This window comes from Paenibacillus nanchangensis, assembly GCF_046543445.1.
Classification (GTDB): domain Bacteria; phylum Bacillota; class Bacilli; order Paenibacillales; family Paenibacillaceae; genus Paenibacillus_AQ; species Paenibacillus_AQ nanchangensis.
In genome coordinates this window covers 142019-158811 of sequence record NZ_JBHOFD010000005.1, presented here as the reverse complement: position 1 = coordinate 158811, position 16793 = coordinate 142019, and the positions used below count along the sequence as shown (strand labels likewise).

The 16793-nt window shown below is 55.2% G+C and carries 17 protein-coding genes; all 17 read left to right on the top strand.

Annotated features, from left to right (window positions below; translation table 11 throughout):
- Nucleotides 1-26: 26 nt before the first annotated feature.
- The 17 genes from ACE6ED_RS05470 (at nt 27) to ACE6ED_RS05390 (ending at nt 16760) form a co-directional block, all read left to right on the top strand.
- On the top strand, nt 27-434 hold the full coding sequence (locus tag ACE6ED_RS05470) for an Asp23/Gls24 family envelope stress response protein (RefSeq protein WP_410826084.1): 408 nt from the start codon (nt 27-29) through the stop codon (nt 432-434).
- 77 nt (nt 435-511) lie between these two features.
- A complete protein-coding gene (amaP, locus tag ACE6ED_RS05465; protein WP_410826083.1) occupies nt 512-1057 on the top strand; it encodes an alkaline shock response membrane anchor protein AmaP in 546 nt (181 codons plus the stop codon).
- Nucleotides 1058-1071: 14 nt separating this feature from the next.
- Complete coding sequence (locus ACE6ED_RS05460; RefSeq protein WP_410826082.1) at nt 1072-1305, top strand: DUF2273 domain-containing protein; 234 nt, start codon at nt 1072-1074, stop codon at nt 1303-1305.
- Between the two features lie 649 nt (nt 1306-1954).
- Entirely contained in the window at nt 1955-2410 is a 456-nt protein-coding gene (gene nusB, locus ACE6ED_RS05455; protein ID WP_410826081.1) for a transcription antitermination factor NusB, read from the top strand.
- Nucleotides 2411-2509: 99 nt separating this feature from the next.
- Entirely contained in the window at nt 2510-3367 is an 858-nt protein-coding gene (gene folD, locus ACE6ED_RS05450; RefSeq protein WP_410826080.1) for a bifunctional methylenetetrahydrofolate dehydrogenase/methenyltetrahydrofolate cyclohydrolase FolD, read from the top strand.
- Nucleotides 3368-3374: 7 nt separating this feature from the next.
- Nucleotides 3375-4754, top strand: coding sequence for an exodeoxyribonuclease VII large subunit (gene xseA / locus ACE6ED_RS05445; protein ID WP_410826079.1), 1380 nt, complete (start codon nt 3375-3377; stop codon nt 4752-4754).
- Nucleotides 4732-4992 carry an exodeoxyribonuclease VII small subunit gene (gene xseB / locus ACE6ED_RS05440; protein ID WP_410826078.1) on the top strand — a complete coding sequence of 87 codons (261 nt, stop codon included), beginning with the start codon at nt 4732-4734 and terminating at the stop codon, nt 4990-4992. Before xseA ends, xseB begins: the two co-directional genes overlap by 23 nt.
- Nucleotides 4993-5029: 37 nt before the next feature.
- A complete protein-coding gene (locus ACE6ED_RS05435; protein WP_410826152.1) occupies nt 5030-5905 on the top strand; it encodes a polyprenyl synthetase family protein in 876 nt (291 codons plus the stop codon).
- Nucleotides 5906-6288: 383 nt separating this feature from the next.
- Nucleotides 6289-8193 carry a 1-deoxy-D-xylulose-5-phosphate synthase gene (gene dxs, locus ACE6ED_RS05430; RefSeq protein WP_410826077.1) on the top strand — a complete coding sequence of 635 codons (1905 nt, stop codon included), beginning with the start codon at nt 6289-6291 and terminating at the stop codon, nt 8191-8193.
- Between the two features lie 130 nt (nt 8194-8323).
- Entirely contained in the window at nt 8324-9202 is an 879-nt protein-coding gene (locus tag ACE6ED_RS05425) for a TlyA family RNA methyltransferase (RefSeq protein WP_410826076.1), read from the top strand.
- Between the two features lie 67 nt (nt 9203-9269).
- A complete protein-coding gene (locus ACE6ED_RS05420; protein ID WP_410826075.1) occupies nt 9270-9743 on the top strand; it encodes a hypothetical protein in 474 nt (157 codons plus the stop codon).
- Nucleotides 9744-9805: 62 nt separating this feature from the next.
- On the top strand, nt 9806-10255 hold the full coding sequence (gene ahrC / locus ACE6ED_RS05415; protein WP_410826074.1) for a transcriptional regulator AhrC/ArgR: 450 nt from the start codon (nt 9806-9808) through the stop codon (nt 10253-10255).
- A gap of 57 nt (nt 10256-10312) precedes the next feature.
- A complete protein-coding gene (recN, locus tag ACE6ED_RS05410; RefSeq protein WP_410826073.1) occupies nt 10313-12049 on the top strand; it encodes a DNA repair protein RecN in 1737 nt (578 codons plus the stop codon).
- Nucleotides 12050-12153: 104 nt separating this feature from the next.
- Nucleotides 12154-13311, top strand: coding sequence for a SpoIVB peptidase (gene spoIVB / locus ACE6ED_RS05405; RefSeq protein WP_410826072.1), 1158 nt, complete (start codon nt 12154-12156; stop codon nt 13309-13311).
- 181 nt (nt 13312-13492) lie between these two features.
- On the top strand, nt 13493-14311 hold the full coding sequence (gene spo0A / locus ACE6ED_RS05400) for a sporulation transcription factor Spo0A (protein ID WP_410826071.1): 819 nt from the start codon (nt 13493-13495) through the stop codon (nt 14309-14311).
- A gap of 413 nt (nt 14312-14724) precedes the next feature.
- Nucleotides 14725-15168, top strand: a complete 444-nt coding sequence (locus ACE6ED_RS05395; RefSeq protein WP_410826070.1) for a hypothetical protein — start codon at nt 14725-14727, stop codon at nt 15166-15168.
- A gap of 158 nt (nt 15169-15326) precedes the next feature.
- Nucleotides 15327-16760, top strand: coding sequence for a glycoside hydrolase family 1 protein (locus ACE6ED_RS05390; protein ID WP_410826069.1), 1434 nt, complete (start codon nt 15327-15329; stop codon nt 16758-16760).
- Nucleotides 16761-16793: the final 33 nt, after the last annotated feature.

The following is a 16793-nucleotide window of genomic DNA, read 5'->3' as shown; positions in this document are numbered from 1 at the left end:
ACCATTGAAAGGTGTGGAGGCAAAAGATGAGTACACTGCCGACGGAATTCGAGCGGACCGAGATCGGAGAAATCCAGATCGCTCCGGAAGTGATTGAAGTAATTGCCGGTCTTGCGACGGTGGAGGTTAAAGGCGTCGCAGGCATGAGCGGCGGATTCGCCGGAGGGATCGTGGAGCTGCTTGGCCGCAAGAACCTGTCCAAGGGCGTAAAAGTCGAAGTCGGCCAGCGGGAAGCCGCCGTGGATGTGTCCGTCATTATTGAATACGGCTACCGCCTGCCCGAAGTGGCGTCCGAAATTCAGCGCAACGTCAAACGCTCGATCGAGACGATGACCGGACTTACCGTTGTGGAAGTGAATGTGCAGATTCACGACGTGCAGTTCAAGAACGCCGAACGAGCCGAAGAGCCCGACGCGGCCGGCCGCGTGAAATAAACACCGGAACCCCATGCTTAAACCCCCGACTGTATGTCGAGGGTTTAGTCTAATTTAAGGGAGGTTGCTTTCGTATCGTGGCCAGAATTGTTGACAGGATCCTGCTGTTTTTATACAGTCTTGCGGTTGGTACACTTACCGTCCTATACATTCTAGTTCTTACCGATTCCATCCCGGACAGCAGCCTGCAGTTCCCGGACAGAACCACCCAGCTGATTGTCGGCATAACGGTTGCCGTACTGCTGCTGCTTCTCAGCCTGCGGTTTCTGTATGTGTCGCTGCGCCGCGGCCGTACCGCCGCAGCCCCTTCTGTGGACCAGCGCACCGAATACGGGGATATTCAGATCTCCATGGAGACAATCGAAAATCTCAGCCTCAAAGCCGCAGCGCGGGTGAAAGGCGTAAGAGATCTCCGGTCGCGCATCCGCGTCTCGCAGGCGGGACTGGAGATTATGATCCGGGCCGTCGTGGACGGAGAGCATTCGCTGCCGGTTTTGACCGGTGAAGTGCAGCGGCAGGTGCATGAATTTGTACAGGAGACAACCGGTATTCCGGTAGCGGATGTATCCGTCTATATCGCGAATGTCGCACAGGCTCCCAGCTTTAAGAGCCGGGTGGAATAGAGGTGAATTTCCCGATGAACTGGAAGGCGCTGTGGGAAAGTCACGGGGGACGGATCGCCGGGGTGGCGTTTGGCCTGGTGCTCGGTCTGGTTTATCTGATTAGCGGTTTTTGGGATATGCTGTTCTTTGCACTGGTAGTGTTCATTGGATATTCGCTCGGCAAACGGAAGGACGAGCCCCCTGCCCCCGATTTTCAGTGGGGCGCGGTGTGGCGGCGCCTTACGGACCGCTGGCGCGACTTTAGATGAACCGCGATATCTTATTCCGGCGGCGATAACGGCAGAAGACCAGGCATCGCCCCGGAAAAAAGATACGCGGTTTTTTTATTTGCCGGGACCTGGCTGGACCTGCCCGCGATGCCGTGAATATCCGTTACTGTAGACTGAAAGATTGAATGACAGGAAAGAGGAGCAGGCATGGAGGTTATTTAGAATTGTGGAGCGGCAGCGTAAGCCTTATTTTCGGAGTTCTGGGTTCTATCCAGACTGAATTCTAGGATTACAGGATGGCGGGGATGGCACGGAGGGAATTTGGAGATGGAGGAGCGAACGCGATTGCCTTTATTTTCGGAGTTCTCCCGCTAACTTATATACCAATCAAGAACTCTGAAAATAACAGCAACCGGAAGTCCCAAATTCGCCGCAGTGGCAGTCCCGCCCCACCTGTACGTCTTTCGTTCAGTCTATACGCACTACCGTTGAACTCCGAAAATAACAGCAACCGGAAGTCACGAATTCGCTGCAGTGACAGCTCTGCTTCACCTGTCCTTCTAAAGTTCAATCTATATAGGACAAAGTTTTTGTTTTGCAGGATTATTTGGGGGTCAAACCTTTTATACTAACAGAAGATCATAAGCCGTTAACGCCGGTTCGGATCAGGAAAGCGAAGGAGGCGCACATGAAAAGACGTGTCGCAAGGGAAATCGTGGTACAGAGCTTGTACCAAATGGAAATGAATGAAGTTGAAGCCGGAGAAGCGGTGGATATGCTGCTGGAGGAAGCTCTGGATGAAAACGAGACGGACCGCGTGATCAGCGGCGGGCCCGAAGCCAAAACCTATGTTTTGTCGCTGGTGAACGGAGTTTGGGAGGCCAAGGTCGCCATTGATGATATGCTGGAGCATTATTTAAAAGGATGGCAGATCAGCCGCCTGTCCCGGGTGGACCGCCAGGTGCTCCGGCTGGCCGCATACGAGATGATTTACACCAGCGATGTGCCGGCCAAAGTGGCCGTCAATGAAGCGATTGAACTCGCCAAGCATTTTGGCACCGAAGATTCCGGCAAGTTCGTCAACGGCGTACTCGGCAAAATGATCCAGGACCTGGAGCAGCTTAAAGGAAACGCTTCGAAGTAAACCGACCAACCGTATAATGTGCATCAAACCTTAAGGGGAATCCTTCCCGCCCATATCGGGAGGACACTATATTATTACTATTCAGGGGGAGAGAAGGTCATGACAGCAGCTTTGATCAGCGGTAAACAAGTTTCGGAGGAAATTCGTGCTGCGATCGCGGTAGAGGTCGCAGAGCTTACGCGCCGGGGAGCGACACCGGGTCTGGCCGTCGTCCTCGTGGGTGAAGATCCCGCTTCGCAGGTGTATGTACGGAACAAAGAGAAAGCTTGTCAGGATTTGGGCCTGTATTCGGAAGTGCACCGTTTGGCCGCGGAAACGACACAGGAGGAGCTGCTGGCGCTGGTTCACCGGCTGAACGGGGACGCGAGCATCGACGGGATTCTGGTGCAGCTTCCGCTGCCCAAGCATATCAACGAAAAAGCTGTGATCGACGCCATCGCCGCGGAAAAAGATGTGGACGGCTTCCATCCGGTCAACGTCGGAAACCTGATGATCGGCGACGACAGCCTGCTTCCCTGCACGCCGGCCGGCGTGATCGAGCTGATCAAACGGACCGGAATCGACATGGCCGGCAAGCACGCCGTCGTCATCGGCCGCAGCAACATCGTCGGCAAACCGGTGTCGCTTCTGCTTCAGCGGGAACATGCGACGGTTACGATGTGCCACTCCCGCACGGCGAACATGGCCGAGCTCGCCCGCCAGGCGGATATTCTTGTGGTGGCGATCGGCCGGGCCAACTTTATCGACGCCTCTTATGTGAAGCCGGGCGCTGTCGTCATCGATGTCGGCATGAACCGTCTGGACAACGGCAAGCTCGCGGGGGACGTTGATTTTGAGAGCGCCCGTGAAGTCGCCGGTTATATCACGCCGGTTCCGGGCGGGGTTGGACCAATGACCATCACCATGCTGATCAAAAACACGCTGACCGCCGCCAAGCGTCTGCGCGGATTGGAGTAACATTCCGATGCGGGATCAGCGGCAGGTCTATTCGATCAAGGATCTGAACCGATATATCCGGATGAAACTGGATTCGGACGGACTGCTGTCAGACGTATGGATCCGCGGAGAAATCTCCAATTTTACCCATCATGGCAGCGGCCATATGTATTTTACGCTGAAGGACGAATCAAGCCGGATCAAAGCAATCATGTTCGCCTCGCATAACCGCGGGCTGCCGTTTGTGCCAAAAGAGGGCGCGAAGGTTATCGCCCGGGGCAATGTAACCGTCTACGAACGGGACGGGCAATACCAGTTCTACGCCACGCATATGCAGCCGGACGGGATCGGCAGCTTGTATCTGGCGTATGAACAGCTTAAGCGGAAGCTGGAAGTGGAAGGGTTGTTTGCGCCCGAGCGCAAACGCCCGCTGCCCGCGTACCCGCGGCGGGTCGGCGTGGTAACCTCGCCGACGGGGGCGGCGGTGCGCGATATTTTGATTACGCTGCAGCGCCGGTATCCTCAGGTGGAAGTGACGCTTTACCCTGTCCTGGTACAGGGTAAAGGCGCGGCGCCTTCCATCGTCAAGGCGATCCGGCAGCTGAACGAGCTCGGCGAAGCCGACGTGCTTATCGTCGGGCGCGGCGGCGGCTCCCTGGAGGAGCTGTGGGCGTTTAACGAGGAGGCCGTCGCAAGGGCAATCGCGGGATCGCGGATTCCGGTCATCTCGGCCGTAGGCCACGAGACCGACTTCACGATCGCGGATTTTGCCGCCGACCTTCGGGCCGCAACGCCCACCGCCGCTGCGGAGCTCGCCGTGCCGCATGCCGGTGAGCTGAAGCACCGGCTGCGCCAGCTCGAGGAGCGGCTGCGGCAGAGCCTCCGCCGGCGCGCCCAGCGCGGCCGCGAGCGGCTCGCGATGCTGCAGCGCTCGCCGGCGCTCACCCGCCCGCGCCGCAGCCTGCAGCCGCACGCGCAGCGGCTGGACATGCTGCGGCAGCGGCTGGAGAGCGCCGCCGGGCTTCGCGCCGCACGCGCGAAGGAGCGCCGCGCCGCGGCGCATCACGGGCTGCTGCGCGTGGGACCGCGCGAGCAGGCCGTAGCGGCCCGCCGCCGGGCGGACGATGCCCGGCGGGAGCTGGGGAGCGCGATGGAGGCGATTTTGCGCAGCGCGAAGACGCGTTTTACTGCCGAGGTGCGCCAATTGGACGCGCTCAGCCCGCTGAAGGTCATGGCCAGGGGATACAGCCTGGTGTATGACGAACAGGAACAGAAACTGATCAAATCGCTGGAAGATGTACAGCTGGGCGATGTTGTGGTCGTCAAGCTGAATGACGGACAGATGAACTGCCAGGTATGGGAGATGAAGGAGGAGGCGACGCGCGATGACGAAGGAAACGGAGCTTGATTTCGAGCAGGCGATGGACCGGCTGGAGGCCATCGTCCGCGAGCTGGAGCACGGCGACGTGCCGCTGGAAAAAGCAATCGATTTGTTCCAGCAGGGAATGCAGCTGTCGCAGCTGTGCGGAGCGAAGCTGGAACAAGTGGAACGCAAGATCGAAATGATCGTAGAAGAAGACGGAGAGCTTCGCCGCAAACCGTATGGCGCTCCGCTGGAGGGAGACGGCGATGCAAGTCTCGGATAACGCGGGTTCGTCCGGGCGTCCGGATTTTGCCGCTTATATGGCGGAAGTAGGCGAAGCGGTCCATAATGAGCTGTCCGCCCTGTTTCCCAGCCACTGGGAGGTGCCGCAGAGCCTGCGCGAGAGCATGAGCTACTCGCTGATGGCCGGCGGCAAACGGCTGCGTCCGCTGCTGGTTGTTGCCGCCTGCGAAGCGCTTGGCGGCAGCCGGGAAGCGGCGTTGCCCGTCGCCTGCGCGATCGAGATGGTGCATACCTACTCGCTTATTCACGACGATCTGCCGGCGATGGATAACGACGATTACCGGCGCGGCAAGCTGACTAACCACAAAGTGTATGGGGAAGCGACCGCTATTCTTGCCGGAGACGGACTGCTGACCCACGCGTTTTACATGGTGGTCCAGGCATCCCGCCAGCATGGAGTGCCGGCCGAACGTGTGCTGTCGATCGTAGAGGATCTGGCCGAAATGGCAGGACCGCGCGGAATGGTCGGCGGCCAGGTGGCCGATATGGAAGGCGAGCAGGGAGAAACTGACTTGGACCGCCTGCGCTATATTCATCTGCATAAGACGGGTGACCTGATCGTATTTTCGCTGATGGCCGGCGGCCGGATCGCGGGTGCGGACGACCGCCAGCTGGAAGCGCTGCGCACGTTCGGTATGAATCTGGGGCTTGCATTTCAGATTCAGGACGACATTCTCGATCTGATCGGCGACGAAAGCAAGCTCGGCAAAAAGACGGGCAGCGACGTGCAGCAGCAGAAAGTGACATACCCGTATTTTATCGGACTTGATGCGTCCAAAGAGGAAGTGCGGGGCTTGACGCGGGAAGCGCAGCATGCGGTGATGGAGGGCGGCTTCAAGGATATATCGAGGCTGGTTGAAATTGCGGATTATCTTATGGCGCGCGATCACTGAGGTGTGATTGCAGATGCGTGATTGCAGATGCGTGGTTAATGATGCATGAGTACTGATGCATGAGTACTGATGCACAGTCACTTACTCGCTAATCATTGATGCACAATCTCCGAGGAGCGATCACTGATGCGCAATCTCTGATGCACGCTCGCAGAAGCGCTCTCAGAGAGGTAATTGCTGATGTATGCTGATTGTTGCATGAACACTGATGCTCAATCACTGTTGCGCGCTTGCAGAGCGCATTCACTCAATGCATGCTCACTGGGCTTGGACGATGCGATCATTGACGAATCGCCTCGCTTTGTTTTCTTCCGAAAAGCGGATTATGTTATAATGTAGGCTATAGTCTTTTTTAACAACAACGAGGAAAGCGGGGAATCAACGTGCTGCTTCCATCAATACATGATCCTGAGCAACTGAAATCGCTGTCGGTCGGGGACCTGAACACGTTGGCGGAGGAGATCCGCCAGTTTCTGATCGAGAAGCTGTCCGTTACGGGAGGTCATCTCGCATCCAATCTGGGAGTGGTGGAACTCACGCTGGCCCTGCATTACTGCTATGACAGCCCCCGGGATAAGTTTATATTCGACGTGGGCCACCAGGCTTACGTACACAAAATTTTGACGGGCCGCCAGGACCGGTTCGATTCGCTGCGCAAGCTGAACGGCCTGTGCGGTTTCGTGAAACGCAGCGAAAGCGAACATGACGTCTGGGAAGCCGGCCACAGCAGCACTTCGCTGTCAGCGGCAATGGGAATGGCGTTGGCGCGCGATCTGAAAGGCGAAGACAACAAGGTCATCGCCGTGATCGGCGACGGGGCGCTGACCGGCGGCATGGCTTTTGAAGCGCTGAATCATATCGGGCACGAGAAGCGCAAGCTGATGGTTATTTTGAACGATAATGAAATGTCCATCGCTCCGAACGTCGGGGCCATGCACAACTACTTAAGTAAAATCCGGTCCGACCGCCATTACCTGCGGGCCAAAGATGAAGTGGAAGGGCTGCTGAAGAAGATCCCGGCCATTGGCGGCAAGCTGGCCAAGACGGCGGAGCGGATGAAGGACAGTCTGAAATATATGATGGTGCCGGGTGTTCTGTTCGAGGAGCTGGGCTTTACGTACCTGGGACCGGTGGACGGACACGATGTGGAGAAAATGATCGACACGTTCCATCAGGCGGACAATGTGCAGGGGCCTGTGCTGGTGCATGTGCTGACGACCAAAGGCAAAGGCTACAAGCCGGCGGAAGCCGACTCGTACAAGTGGCACGGCATCACCCCTTACAAAATCGAATCCGGACAGGTGCTGAAGGCTGTCGGGAACCCGATGTACACCGAGGTGTTCGGCCAAACGCTGATCGAGCTTGGTTATGCCGACAAACGTCTGATCGCCGTTACGCCGGCAATGCCGGGCGGGTCAGGATTGTTCCCGTTCGCCAAGGTGTTCCCGGACCGGATGATCGATGTCGGGATCGCGGAACAGCATGCCGCAACGCTGTGCGCTGCACTGGCGATGGAAGGCATGAAGCCGGTGTTTGCAGTGTATTCCACCTTTATGCAGCGGGCGTACGACCAGATTGTGCACGATATCGCCCGGCATAACGCCAACGTAATGTTTGCCATCGACCGCGCGGGTTTCGTCGGAGCCGACGGGGAGACGCATCAGGGCGTTTACGACATCGCTTTTATGCGCCACATTCCGAATATGGTTTTGATGATGCCAAAAGACGAAAACGAGCTGCGGCATATGATGAAGACAGCGCTCGACTACAACGACGGGCCAATCGCTTACCGCTATCCCCGGATCAATGGTACGGGCGTGGAACTGGACAGCGAGCTCCGCAGCATTCCGATCGGCAGCTGGGAGCGCCTGCGTGCGGGCGACGAATATGCCGTGATCGCTTGCGGCCCGATGGTGCAGGTTGCGGAAGAGGCGGCCGAGCAGCTGAAGCGTGAAGGCATCCAGCTTGGGGTCGTGAACGCGCGGTTCCTGAAGCCGATGGATGACGCGATGCTGCTGGAGCTGGGCCGCACAGGCACCCGGATGATTGTGCTGGAAGAAGGAAGTCAGGCCGGCGGACTGGGCGGAGCGGTGCTGGAGTTTTTTGCCGAGCATGGCATGAATCCGCAGATTCAGCTGATGGGCGTGCCGGATATTTTTGTGGAGCATGGATCGATTAAGGAACAGCGGGCGCAGACAGGACTCACGGTAGAAGCGCTGTGCGGGCGCATCAAATCGATGATGGCAGTGCACGCTTATCCCTACGGCAAGACGACCAGCTCCTCCTGAGGAATAGGACCGAGCCTGGAGCGGCGGTCTGACCTGTGAGCGTTCTGAGCGTTAAGCGGGACCGTAAACCGCAGCTATAGGCCTGATTTTTGCAGCTAGGTATTATTTAACGGTCAACTGGGAGATGAAGATGGAACAAGGCAAAGAACGGATTGACGTCCTGCTTGTGGAGCAGGGATTTTATGAGAGCCGGGAGAAGGCGAAGGCGGCGATTATGGCCGGCCTCGTCCTGGCTGACGAAGAACGGATCGAGAAAGCCGGGATGAAAGTATCCCGGGCGGCGGTCCTGAAGGTAAAAGGGAATGTCCACCCGTACGTCAGCCGGGGCGGATTGAAGCTGGAGAAAGCGCTGAAGCAGTTCGGGATCGATCTCAGCGGCCGCACCATGCTGGATATCGGCGCGTCCACCGGAGGGTTTACCGACTGCGCGCTGCAGAACGGCGCAGCGTACGTCTATGCTATCGACGTAGGGTACAACCAGCTGGACTGGTCGCTGCGTAACGACGAGCGGGTTAACGTGATGGAACGGACCAATTTCCGTTACATGACCCCGCCCGATTTGAAAGGGCCGGCGCCGGACTTTGCCAGCATCGACGTCTCGTTTATCTCGCTCAAAATTATTTTACCTCCGCTGCTTGCGCTGCTGAAGCGGCCGGCCGACATCGCCGCGCTGATTAAACCGCAGTTCGAAGCAGGCCGGGAGAAGGTTGGCAAATCGGGTGTGGTCCGCGATTCCGCCGTGCATATCGAGGTGCTGAAAAATGTGCTGTCGATGGCTGAAGAGCTGGGTTACACCCTGAAGAACCTGACCTTTTCTCCCATTACGGGAGGCGAAGGCAATATTGAGTTTCTCGCCCACTGGAGACTGGAAGCGGACTCCGGCGGTGAGACGGCGGCGGCCGAACCGGCTGCCCGGCAGGATTATGCCGGAATCGCCGAGAAGGTTGTCAGGGAGGCATCCGGCACCTTCAGCGTGAACTCAACTCATGGAAACTCATCCAAGCGATGAGTTTCTTTTGCTGCCGTGGAAGGAGTTTGTTCGAGGCGGCGCGAATACATCACCGAGGTGATGAGCGGTGGCGGACGGTTCAACCCGGATCGTAATGGTGCTAATTGGCGTGGCTGTGGCGGTTTTTGTGGTGTACCGGTTCATCCTGTGGCTGCAAGCTTCGCCTAAGATCGGAGCGAATGCTCCCATCCCGCTGAACGAGGACATTGCTCCGCATCCTGCGGTGGATTTGCTGGAGGCCAGCGGGTATGAGGTGGTTGGCGGCAAGCTTCGTGTCCCGCTGTCTTTTGAGACGGGAGGGCAGCGGCTGTACAGCCGTTTGTTCATCGACTATGTCGCAGTGGACGGCGAGGAGCAGCTGTATCCAGTCCTGCTGGCCCGCCCGCGGCGGGTGGTGGAATGGACGGGCAGCGGCCTGCGGGATGCTGTGCTGCCGTATCTGCTCCTTTATCCGGACTGCGGCGGGGTACTGTATGTCGACGCTCAGGCGGGACAAATTCACCGGATCGCGCTGGCGCTGGATGACGGTGAATCGGATTAAAGATGCGCAAGAGATAACATGTGCGGCCATACGCGCCGCAACAACCCATCGGGAGGCAATGCATGAAAGGACAAAGGCATATCAAAATACGCGAAATTATCGCGCAGCGGGAGATTGAAACCCAGGATGAGCTGGTGGAAGCGCTGCGGGATTCAGGATTTCAGGTTACGCAGGCTACCGTGTCGCGGGATATCAAGGAGCTCCTGCTGATCAAGGTGCCGATGGACGACGGACGGTATAAATATTCACTGCCGACGGACCAGCGTTATAACCCGATCCAGAAGCTAAAGCGGGTGCTGGTGGATAATTTCGTAAATATCGATGCTTCGGCCAACCTCGTCGTCATGAAATGTTTGCCGGGAACCGCCAATTCGGTTGCGGCGCTCATTGACAATATCGAATGGCCGCAGATTATGGGAACGATCTCGGGTGACGATACGATCCTGATTATCTGCCGTAAGCCGGAAGACAGCGATACCGTTGTCGGGCAGATCATGGGGTACATTTCATAAATGAAGCGGAACTAACCGGACCGTAAAGCCCGGTTGGTCATCGGAGGTGTGGCAATCGTGTTAGAAATGTTGTCGATCCGCAATCTGGCAGTCGTGGAATCGGTGGATGTTCACTTTTATCCGGGATTCCATGTGCTGACCGGGGAGACCGGCGCGGGCAAGTCGATTATCATCGACGCTCTCGCGCTGATCGCCGGCGGCAGGGGTTCGGCGGATTCCATCCGGTACGGCTGCGACAAAGCCGAAATGGAAGCGCTGTTTAGTCTGCCGGAAGAGCATCCCGTGTGGGAGACACTGGAGCGTCTCGGCATCCGGGCCGACCGCGAGGAGCATTTGGTAATCCGCCGTGAACTGACCGCACAGGGCAAAAGCACCTCCCGCGTTAACGGACAAATGGTGAATCTCAGCATGCTGCGGGAAATCGGCGAACAGCTGGTCAATATTCACGGCCAGCATGAGCATCAGAACTTGCTCAAAGCGGAACGGCATCTGGGGCTGCTTGATACGTACGGCGAGTCCCAGATTGGACCGCTGAAGTCCATTTATCAGGAACGTTACAGCGCATTTGCGAAGGTGGAGAAGGAGCTGCGCGAGCTGCAGGAATCCAGCCAAAAAGCGTACCAAATGCTGGACATGTACCGGTTTCAGCTGGAGGAAATATCCGCCGCCGCATTAAAAGCCGGAGAAGATGAATGGTTGGCTGAAGAAAGGGTCAAACTATCCCACAGCGAGAAAATGATGGATTCGGTATCCGGCGCGTATGAATCGCTGTACGGCGGACAAGGCCTGGAGACGATCAGCAGCGTTATTTCCCGGCTGGAGGAGGCGGTCCGTTACGATGAAAAAGGATTGGGCCCTGTGCTGGAGCAGCTGCAGTCCGCTTATTATCAGCTGGAGGACGCCGCTTTTCAGCTTCGTGATTACCGGGAGGATATTGAGTTTAATCCCGGGCGGCTGGAGGAGGTCGAGAACCGGCTTGATCTGATTTCGGGCTTGCGGCGGAAATACGGCGACAGCATTGAGCAGATCTTAGCTTATTTTGCGCAGATTTCCAGAGAAAGCGAGCTGCTTGAGAACAAGGACGAGTACCTGGAAAAACTGACCGCGAAACGGAACGAACTGCTTGGAGGTCTGCTCGAAGCGGCGGGACGGCTCAGTGCAGCCCGGAGAAAATGTGCGGATGAGCTGGCCGCTCAAGTGGAGCTTGAGCTGAAGGACCTGCAGATGGAACGGACACGGCTGGAAGTGAAGCTCGAGCCGCTGGAAGACCCGCGCGGCGTGGAATGGGAGGGCAAACGGATTCGTCTGTCCCGTCAGGGGATCGACAGTGCCGAGTTCATGATTTCGCCAAACCCCGGAGAGCCGCTGCGCCCGCTCGGCAAAATTGCGTCCGGTGGCGAGCTGTCCCGGATCATGCTGGCGATGAAGAGCATTTTTGCCCGGACTGACGCCATCCCTGTTCTGATCTTTGATGAAGTGGATACCGGGGTAAGCGGCCGGGCCGCGCAGTCGATCGCCGACAAGCTGTACAAGCTGTCTGCTTCGTGCCAGGTGTTCTCCATTACTCACCTTCCGCAGGTCGCCTGTATGGCCGATCACCAGTACCTGATCCGCAAAAAAGTCGAAGACGGCCGGACGATGACCGAGGTCGAAGGACTGCTACAGGAGGAGCGGGTTAAGGAGCTGGCGCGTATGCTCGGCGGTGTCGAGATCACCGAAAAAACGCTGCATCATGCGCAGGAAATGCTGAATTTGGCGGAGGCCAGCAAGGAGGCCCAGCGTCTGCCGGGTTAATGTTTAACAGTTATAAAAGCCTGGGGGCAAGGTTATCTTATAGGTACGCAATTGGCGACCACCTTTTCGTCAAGCGAAAGAAGCAAAAGGGAGCGTGACAGCCATTGAAGCCTAACCTCAGGAAAGCACTTCCCGGTCTTTTTCTTGCCTTCTTTTTGAGTGTGTCCGGCGCTGCGGAACCGGTTCGGAGCCTTGCGGCGCCGCTTGCGTCGCTGTCAGGAGCGGAACCATCCTCGGCTGCGGCGGAGACGAACGGCTCGGGCATCGACCCGGATCTTCGGGTCATTCCCGGCGGTCAGACGATTGGTGTTAAAGTGAAATCCGCTGGTGTGCTCGTCGTCGGACATCATTATATCCAGGACGGCGGGGTCAAAATATCGCCGGGCGAGGACTCCGGTCTGCTGCCCGGCGATTTAATGGTCAGCATGGACGGGGTCAAGCTGGATGACGTGTCCAAGGTGAGCGGACTTGTCAAGCAGGCCGGAGAACAGGGGCGGCCGCTGGCGATCCGGTATCTCCGGGGCGGCAAAACGCACGAAGCCACATTAAAGCCCGCTTACGATGGCGGGGACAAAGTGTGGCGGCTCGGGCTCTACATCCGCGATTCCGCCGCGGGCGTAGGCACGCTGACTTTTTATGCCCCGAAGCAGGGGGTTTACGGGGCACTTGGACATGTCATCACCGATATGAACACGGGTACGCCGATTACCGTCGGCAGCGGCCAGATCATACAGTCCAGCGTGACTTCGATTGCCAAAAGCGAAGATGGCGATCCGGGCGAGAAACGCGCTCATTTTCTGAAGGAAAGCCAGGTGCTCGGCAACGTGGAGACCAACACGGAATTCGGCATTTTCGGGCGAATGAACCGCAGCCCTGGCCACAGTTTATACCGCGAGCCCATTCCCGTGGCTAAAGGGACTGAGGTCAAGGAAGGGCCGGCTGAAATTTTGACCGTCGTCGACGGCCAGCAAGTGGAACGGTTTAAAGTGGACATCATTCATGTATCCCGTCAATCGGAGCCGGCAACCAAGGGCATGGTCTTGCGCATCACTGACCCCCGCCTAATCGACAAGACCGGGGGCATCGTCCAAGGGATGAGCGGCAGCCCCATTATTCAAAACGGCAAGCTGGTGGGCGCGGTAACCCATGTATTTGTTAATGATCCGAAGTCCGGATACGGCTGCTTTATCGAATGGATGCTGCGCGATTCCGGCGCATCCGCACAGCTTGAACAAGCGGTACCTAATCTTAAGGCGATTTAGCCTTAAGATTTTTTTTGTCGAAACGTCCGGAATGAAATCGAATAATGAAATAAAATATTTCATTATAAAACAGGATTAAAAAAAAATAAAGAAAAATAATTTTCGACAGCAGGAAAAACAATCCAGGTGTCGAATTCATAAGCAAGGAAAACATGTTCCAGATATAAGGAGGAAGCAGACAGTGCAGAATATTGAAGTGTTGTTGGCCGACGATAACCGGGAATTCACCAACCTGCTTGCGGAATACATCTCGGAGCAGGAGGATATGACCGTTACCGGAATAGCTTATAATGGAGAAGAAGTGCTTCACATGCTGAGCGGCGCGCGCAAGGTTCCGGATGTGCTTATCTTGGATATCATCATGCCGCATCTTGACGGCCTTGGCGTATTGGAACGGCTTCGCGACATGGATTTGAACCCGCAGCCGAAGGTCATTATGCTGACGGCGTTTGGCCAAGAGAATATTACGCAGCGTGCAGTGCAGCTTGGCGCTTCATATTACATTCTTAAGCCGTTTGACATGGAAGTACTGGCTAACCGGGTCCGTCAGCTTGTTGGCACCCAAAATACGGTCACCTCGTCGTCTGCAAGCGCGCCTTCTTCCTACGGACTGTCGAAGTCCAATGTGGTTCCGCTGTCGAAGGGCAAAAATCTGGATGCCAATATCACCTCGATCATTCACGAAATTGGCGTTCCCGCCCATATTAAGGGTTATCAATATCTGCGTGAAGCGATCACGATGGTGTATAACAATATTGAAATCCTGGGAGCCATCACCAAGACGCTGTATCCGGCAATTGCCGAGAAGTTCAAGACCACCCCATCCCGGGTGGAACGGGCAATCCGTCATGCCATCGAGGTTGCGTGGACCCGCGGCAATATCGATTCCATCAGTCATCTGTTTGGCTACACAATTAATATCTCCAAATCCAAGCCAACCAACTCCGAATTCATTGCGATGGTGGCCGACAAGCTGAGAATTGAACATAAGGTGTCTTGAAAGCCTGGTGTTACGCGGGATAACGACGGAGAGTAGAAGGCTTTAGCTTTAGAGACAGCAGTTCATGTCCGCTCTTTGTCGTCAGTCGGAGAATCCGATTGATCGGTCGTCGGCGCGCGGCTCCGCAAATATTCCGTATTCACCCTTAGTTCAGCGCAACTTTCGTAATACTCTTGCTGAGTCCAGCCTATTGCTGTACCTGTTAGAACAACAGTCCTTTTTGGTCAACATCTATTTAGTGGACATTAAAAAATAGTAAGGCTGCAAACTGGCGTCGGGAATCTACCGGCGTCAGTTTTTTATTTGTCCGCAGTGTCTAGGCAATTGCCAGTGCCGGTATTTATTAAAAAGACCTCATTCCCGATAATAACTTTAATGGGATAAATAGTATTTTTTTGAAAGGAGAGATAGTAATGAAATGGATAAAGTCAATTTGCCAAGCCATCTTTTATGTATTCCTTGTCGTTGGATTACATCTGGTTGTTGTATCCCTTCTTGATATTAAAATAGAAAATTTTAATACAGAAGATATAAAGCCTTTAATTAAGGTATATATTCTGCCTGTTTTATTGAGTTTTATTAATGCTTTTATGTTTATCAGGACATTAAGAGGCAAATTCCATATTGTTTGGTTATTGGTCTCAATAATTCCAAGTGGTTTAATATTACTTTTTTTTAGGGAATTAGAAAGAACTAAAGTTGAAAGTGATTCTATGATTTCGCTTGAATTTCCCAAATATTCGCTTGAAATGTTTTATCTGTTTCCTAGGTGTGTTTTCGTGATCCAACTCTTTTTGACTGTATATTATCTAGTCCGTAGAAGAAAACCGGTTAACCGTTCGAAAAATCTCGCCTGAAATCTCCTGCTTAGAATTCATCTGTAACAGATCTTCAGCCTTCCTTCACCCCCTCAATAAAAAAAACCGTTCAGGGAATAATACGTTTATAGCGGCAGCGGAACAAGCTGCACATAATTCCGTGCAGCACAAATCAACCAACGAATGGAGTGCAGTCCATGAGCAGTAACCCTTTATCCGCAATCCAATTTCCGGATGGTTTTTTGTGGGGCGGCGCGGTGGCCGCAAACCAGCTGGAAGGGGCCTACAATGAAGACGGGAAAGGGCTGTCTACGCAGGACGTTGCGCCACGCGGGATTACAGGGCCCCGGACAGAAGCGCCGACGGCGGATAACCTGAAGCTGGCGGGGATTGATTTTTACCATCGTTACAAGGAAGACATCCGGCTGTTTGCGGAGATGGGTTTTAAGGTTTTTCGGACGTCGATTGCATGGTCCCGGATTTTCCCCAAAGGTGACGAGACCACACCAAACGAAGCCGGGCTGCAGTTCTATGACGATTTGTTTGACGAATGCCGCAAACACGGAATAGAGCCGCTGGTGACTCTTTCCCATTATGAAACTCCGCTGTATCTTGCCGAGCAGTATGACGGGTGGGTGAACCGGAAACTGGTGGACTTTTATAAACATTACGCCGAAACCGTCTTCCGCCGGTATAAAGGGAAAGTAAAGTACTGGCTAACCTTTAATGAGATCAATTCCATTCTAGAGGAGCCGTTTCTGAGCGGCGGCATCAATACGCCAAAAGAAAAACTCAGCAAACAGGACTTATACCAGGCGGTGCACCATGAGCTGGTGGCCAGCGCGGCGGCGGTAAAGTTGTGCCGGGAAATCCTTCCGGACGCAAAAATCGGCTGTATGATTCTGAGCATGCCCGCTTATCCGCTTACCCCTCACCCTGACGACGTGGTCAAAGTGATGGAGTTTGAGCACCGGAATTATTTTTTTGGAGATGTGCATGTCCGGGGTGTTTATCCCGGGTATATGAAACGATATTTTAAAGACAACGGGATAGAGATCGTCTTTGAACCCGAAGATGAGGAAATGCTGCGGCATACGGTAGACTTTGTCTCATTCAGCTACTATATGAGCGTGTGCCAGACGGCTGATCCTGAAAAAAATATCGCGGGTAAAGGCAACATCATCGGCGGGATCCCGAATCCTTTTCTGCGCGCAAGCGAATGGGGCTGGCAAATTGATCCGCAGGGACTGCGCATTGTACTGAACGCGTTTTACGACCGCTACCAAAAGCCGCTGTTTATCGTAGAGAACGGCCTTGGCGCAGTAGATCAGCTTATCGTTAATGAAGCGGGCGAAAAGACGGTGGAAGACGATTACCGCATTCAGTATCTGAACGATCACCTGGTGCAGGTTGCCGAAGCCATAGCAGACGGGGTGGAGGTCATGGGCTATACGGCATGGGGCTGCATTGATCTGGTCAGCGCCACAACAGCGCAGCTCAGCAAACGTTACGGCTTCATCTATGTTGACCGGAATGATGACGGTTCAGGCACGCTGGAACGATACCGTAAAAAGTCATTTTATTGGTATAAAGAGGTCATCGCTTCAAATGGCGTAAGCTTGCGGCGGTAAAGGGAGGGCCCGCAGCCTATCGGGCTGCCCGTT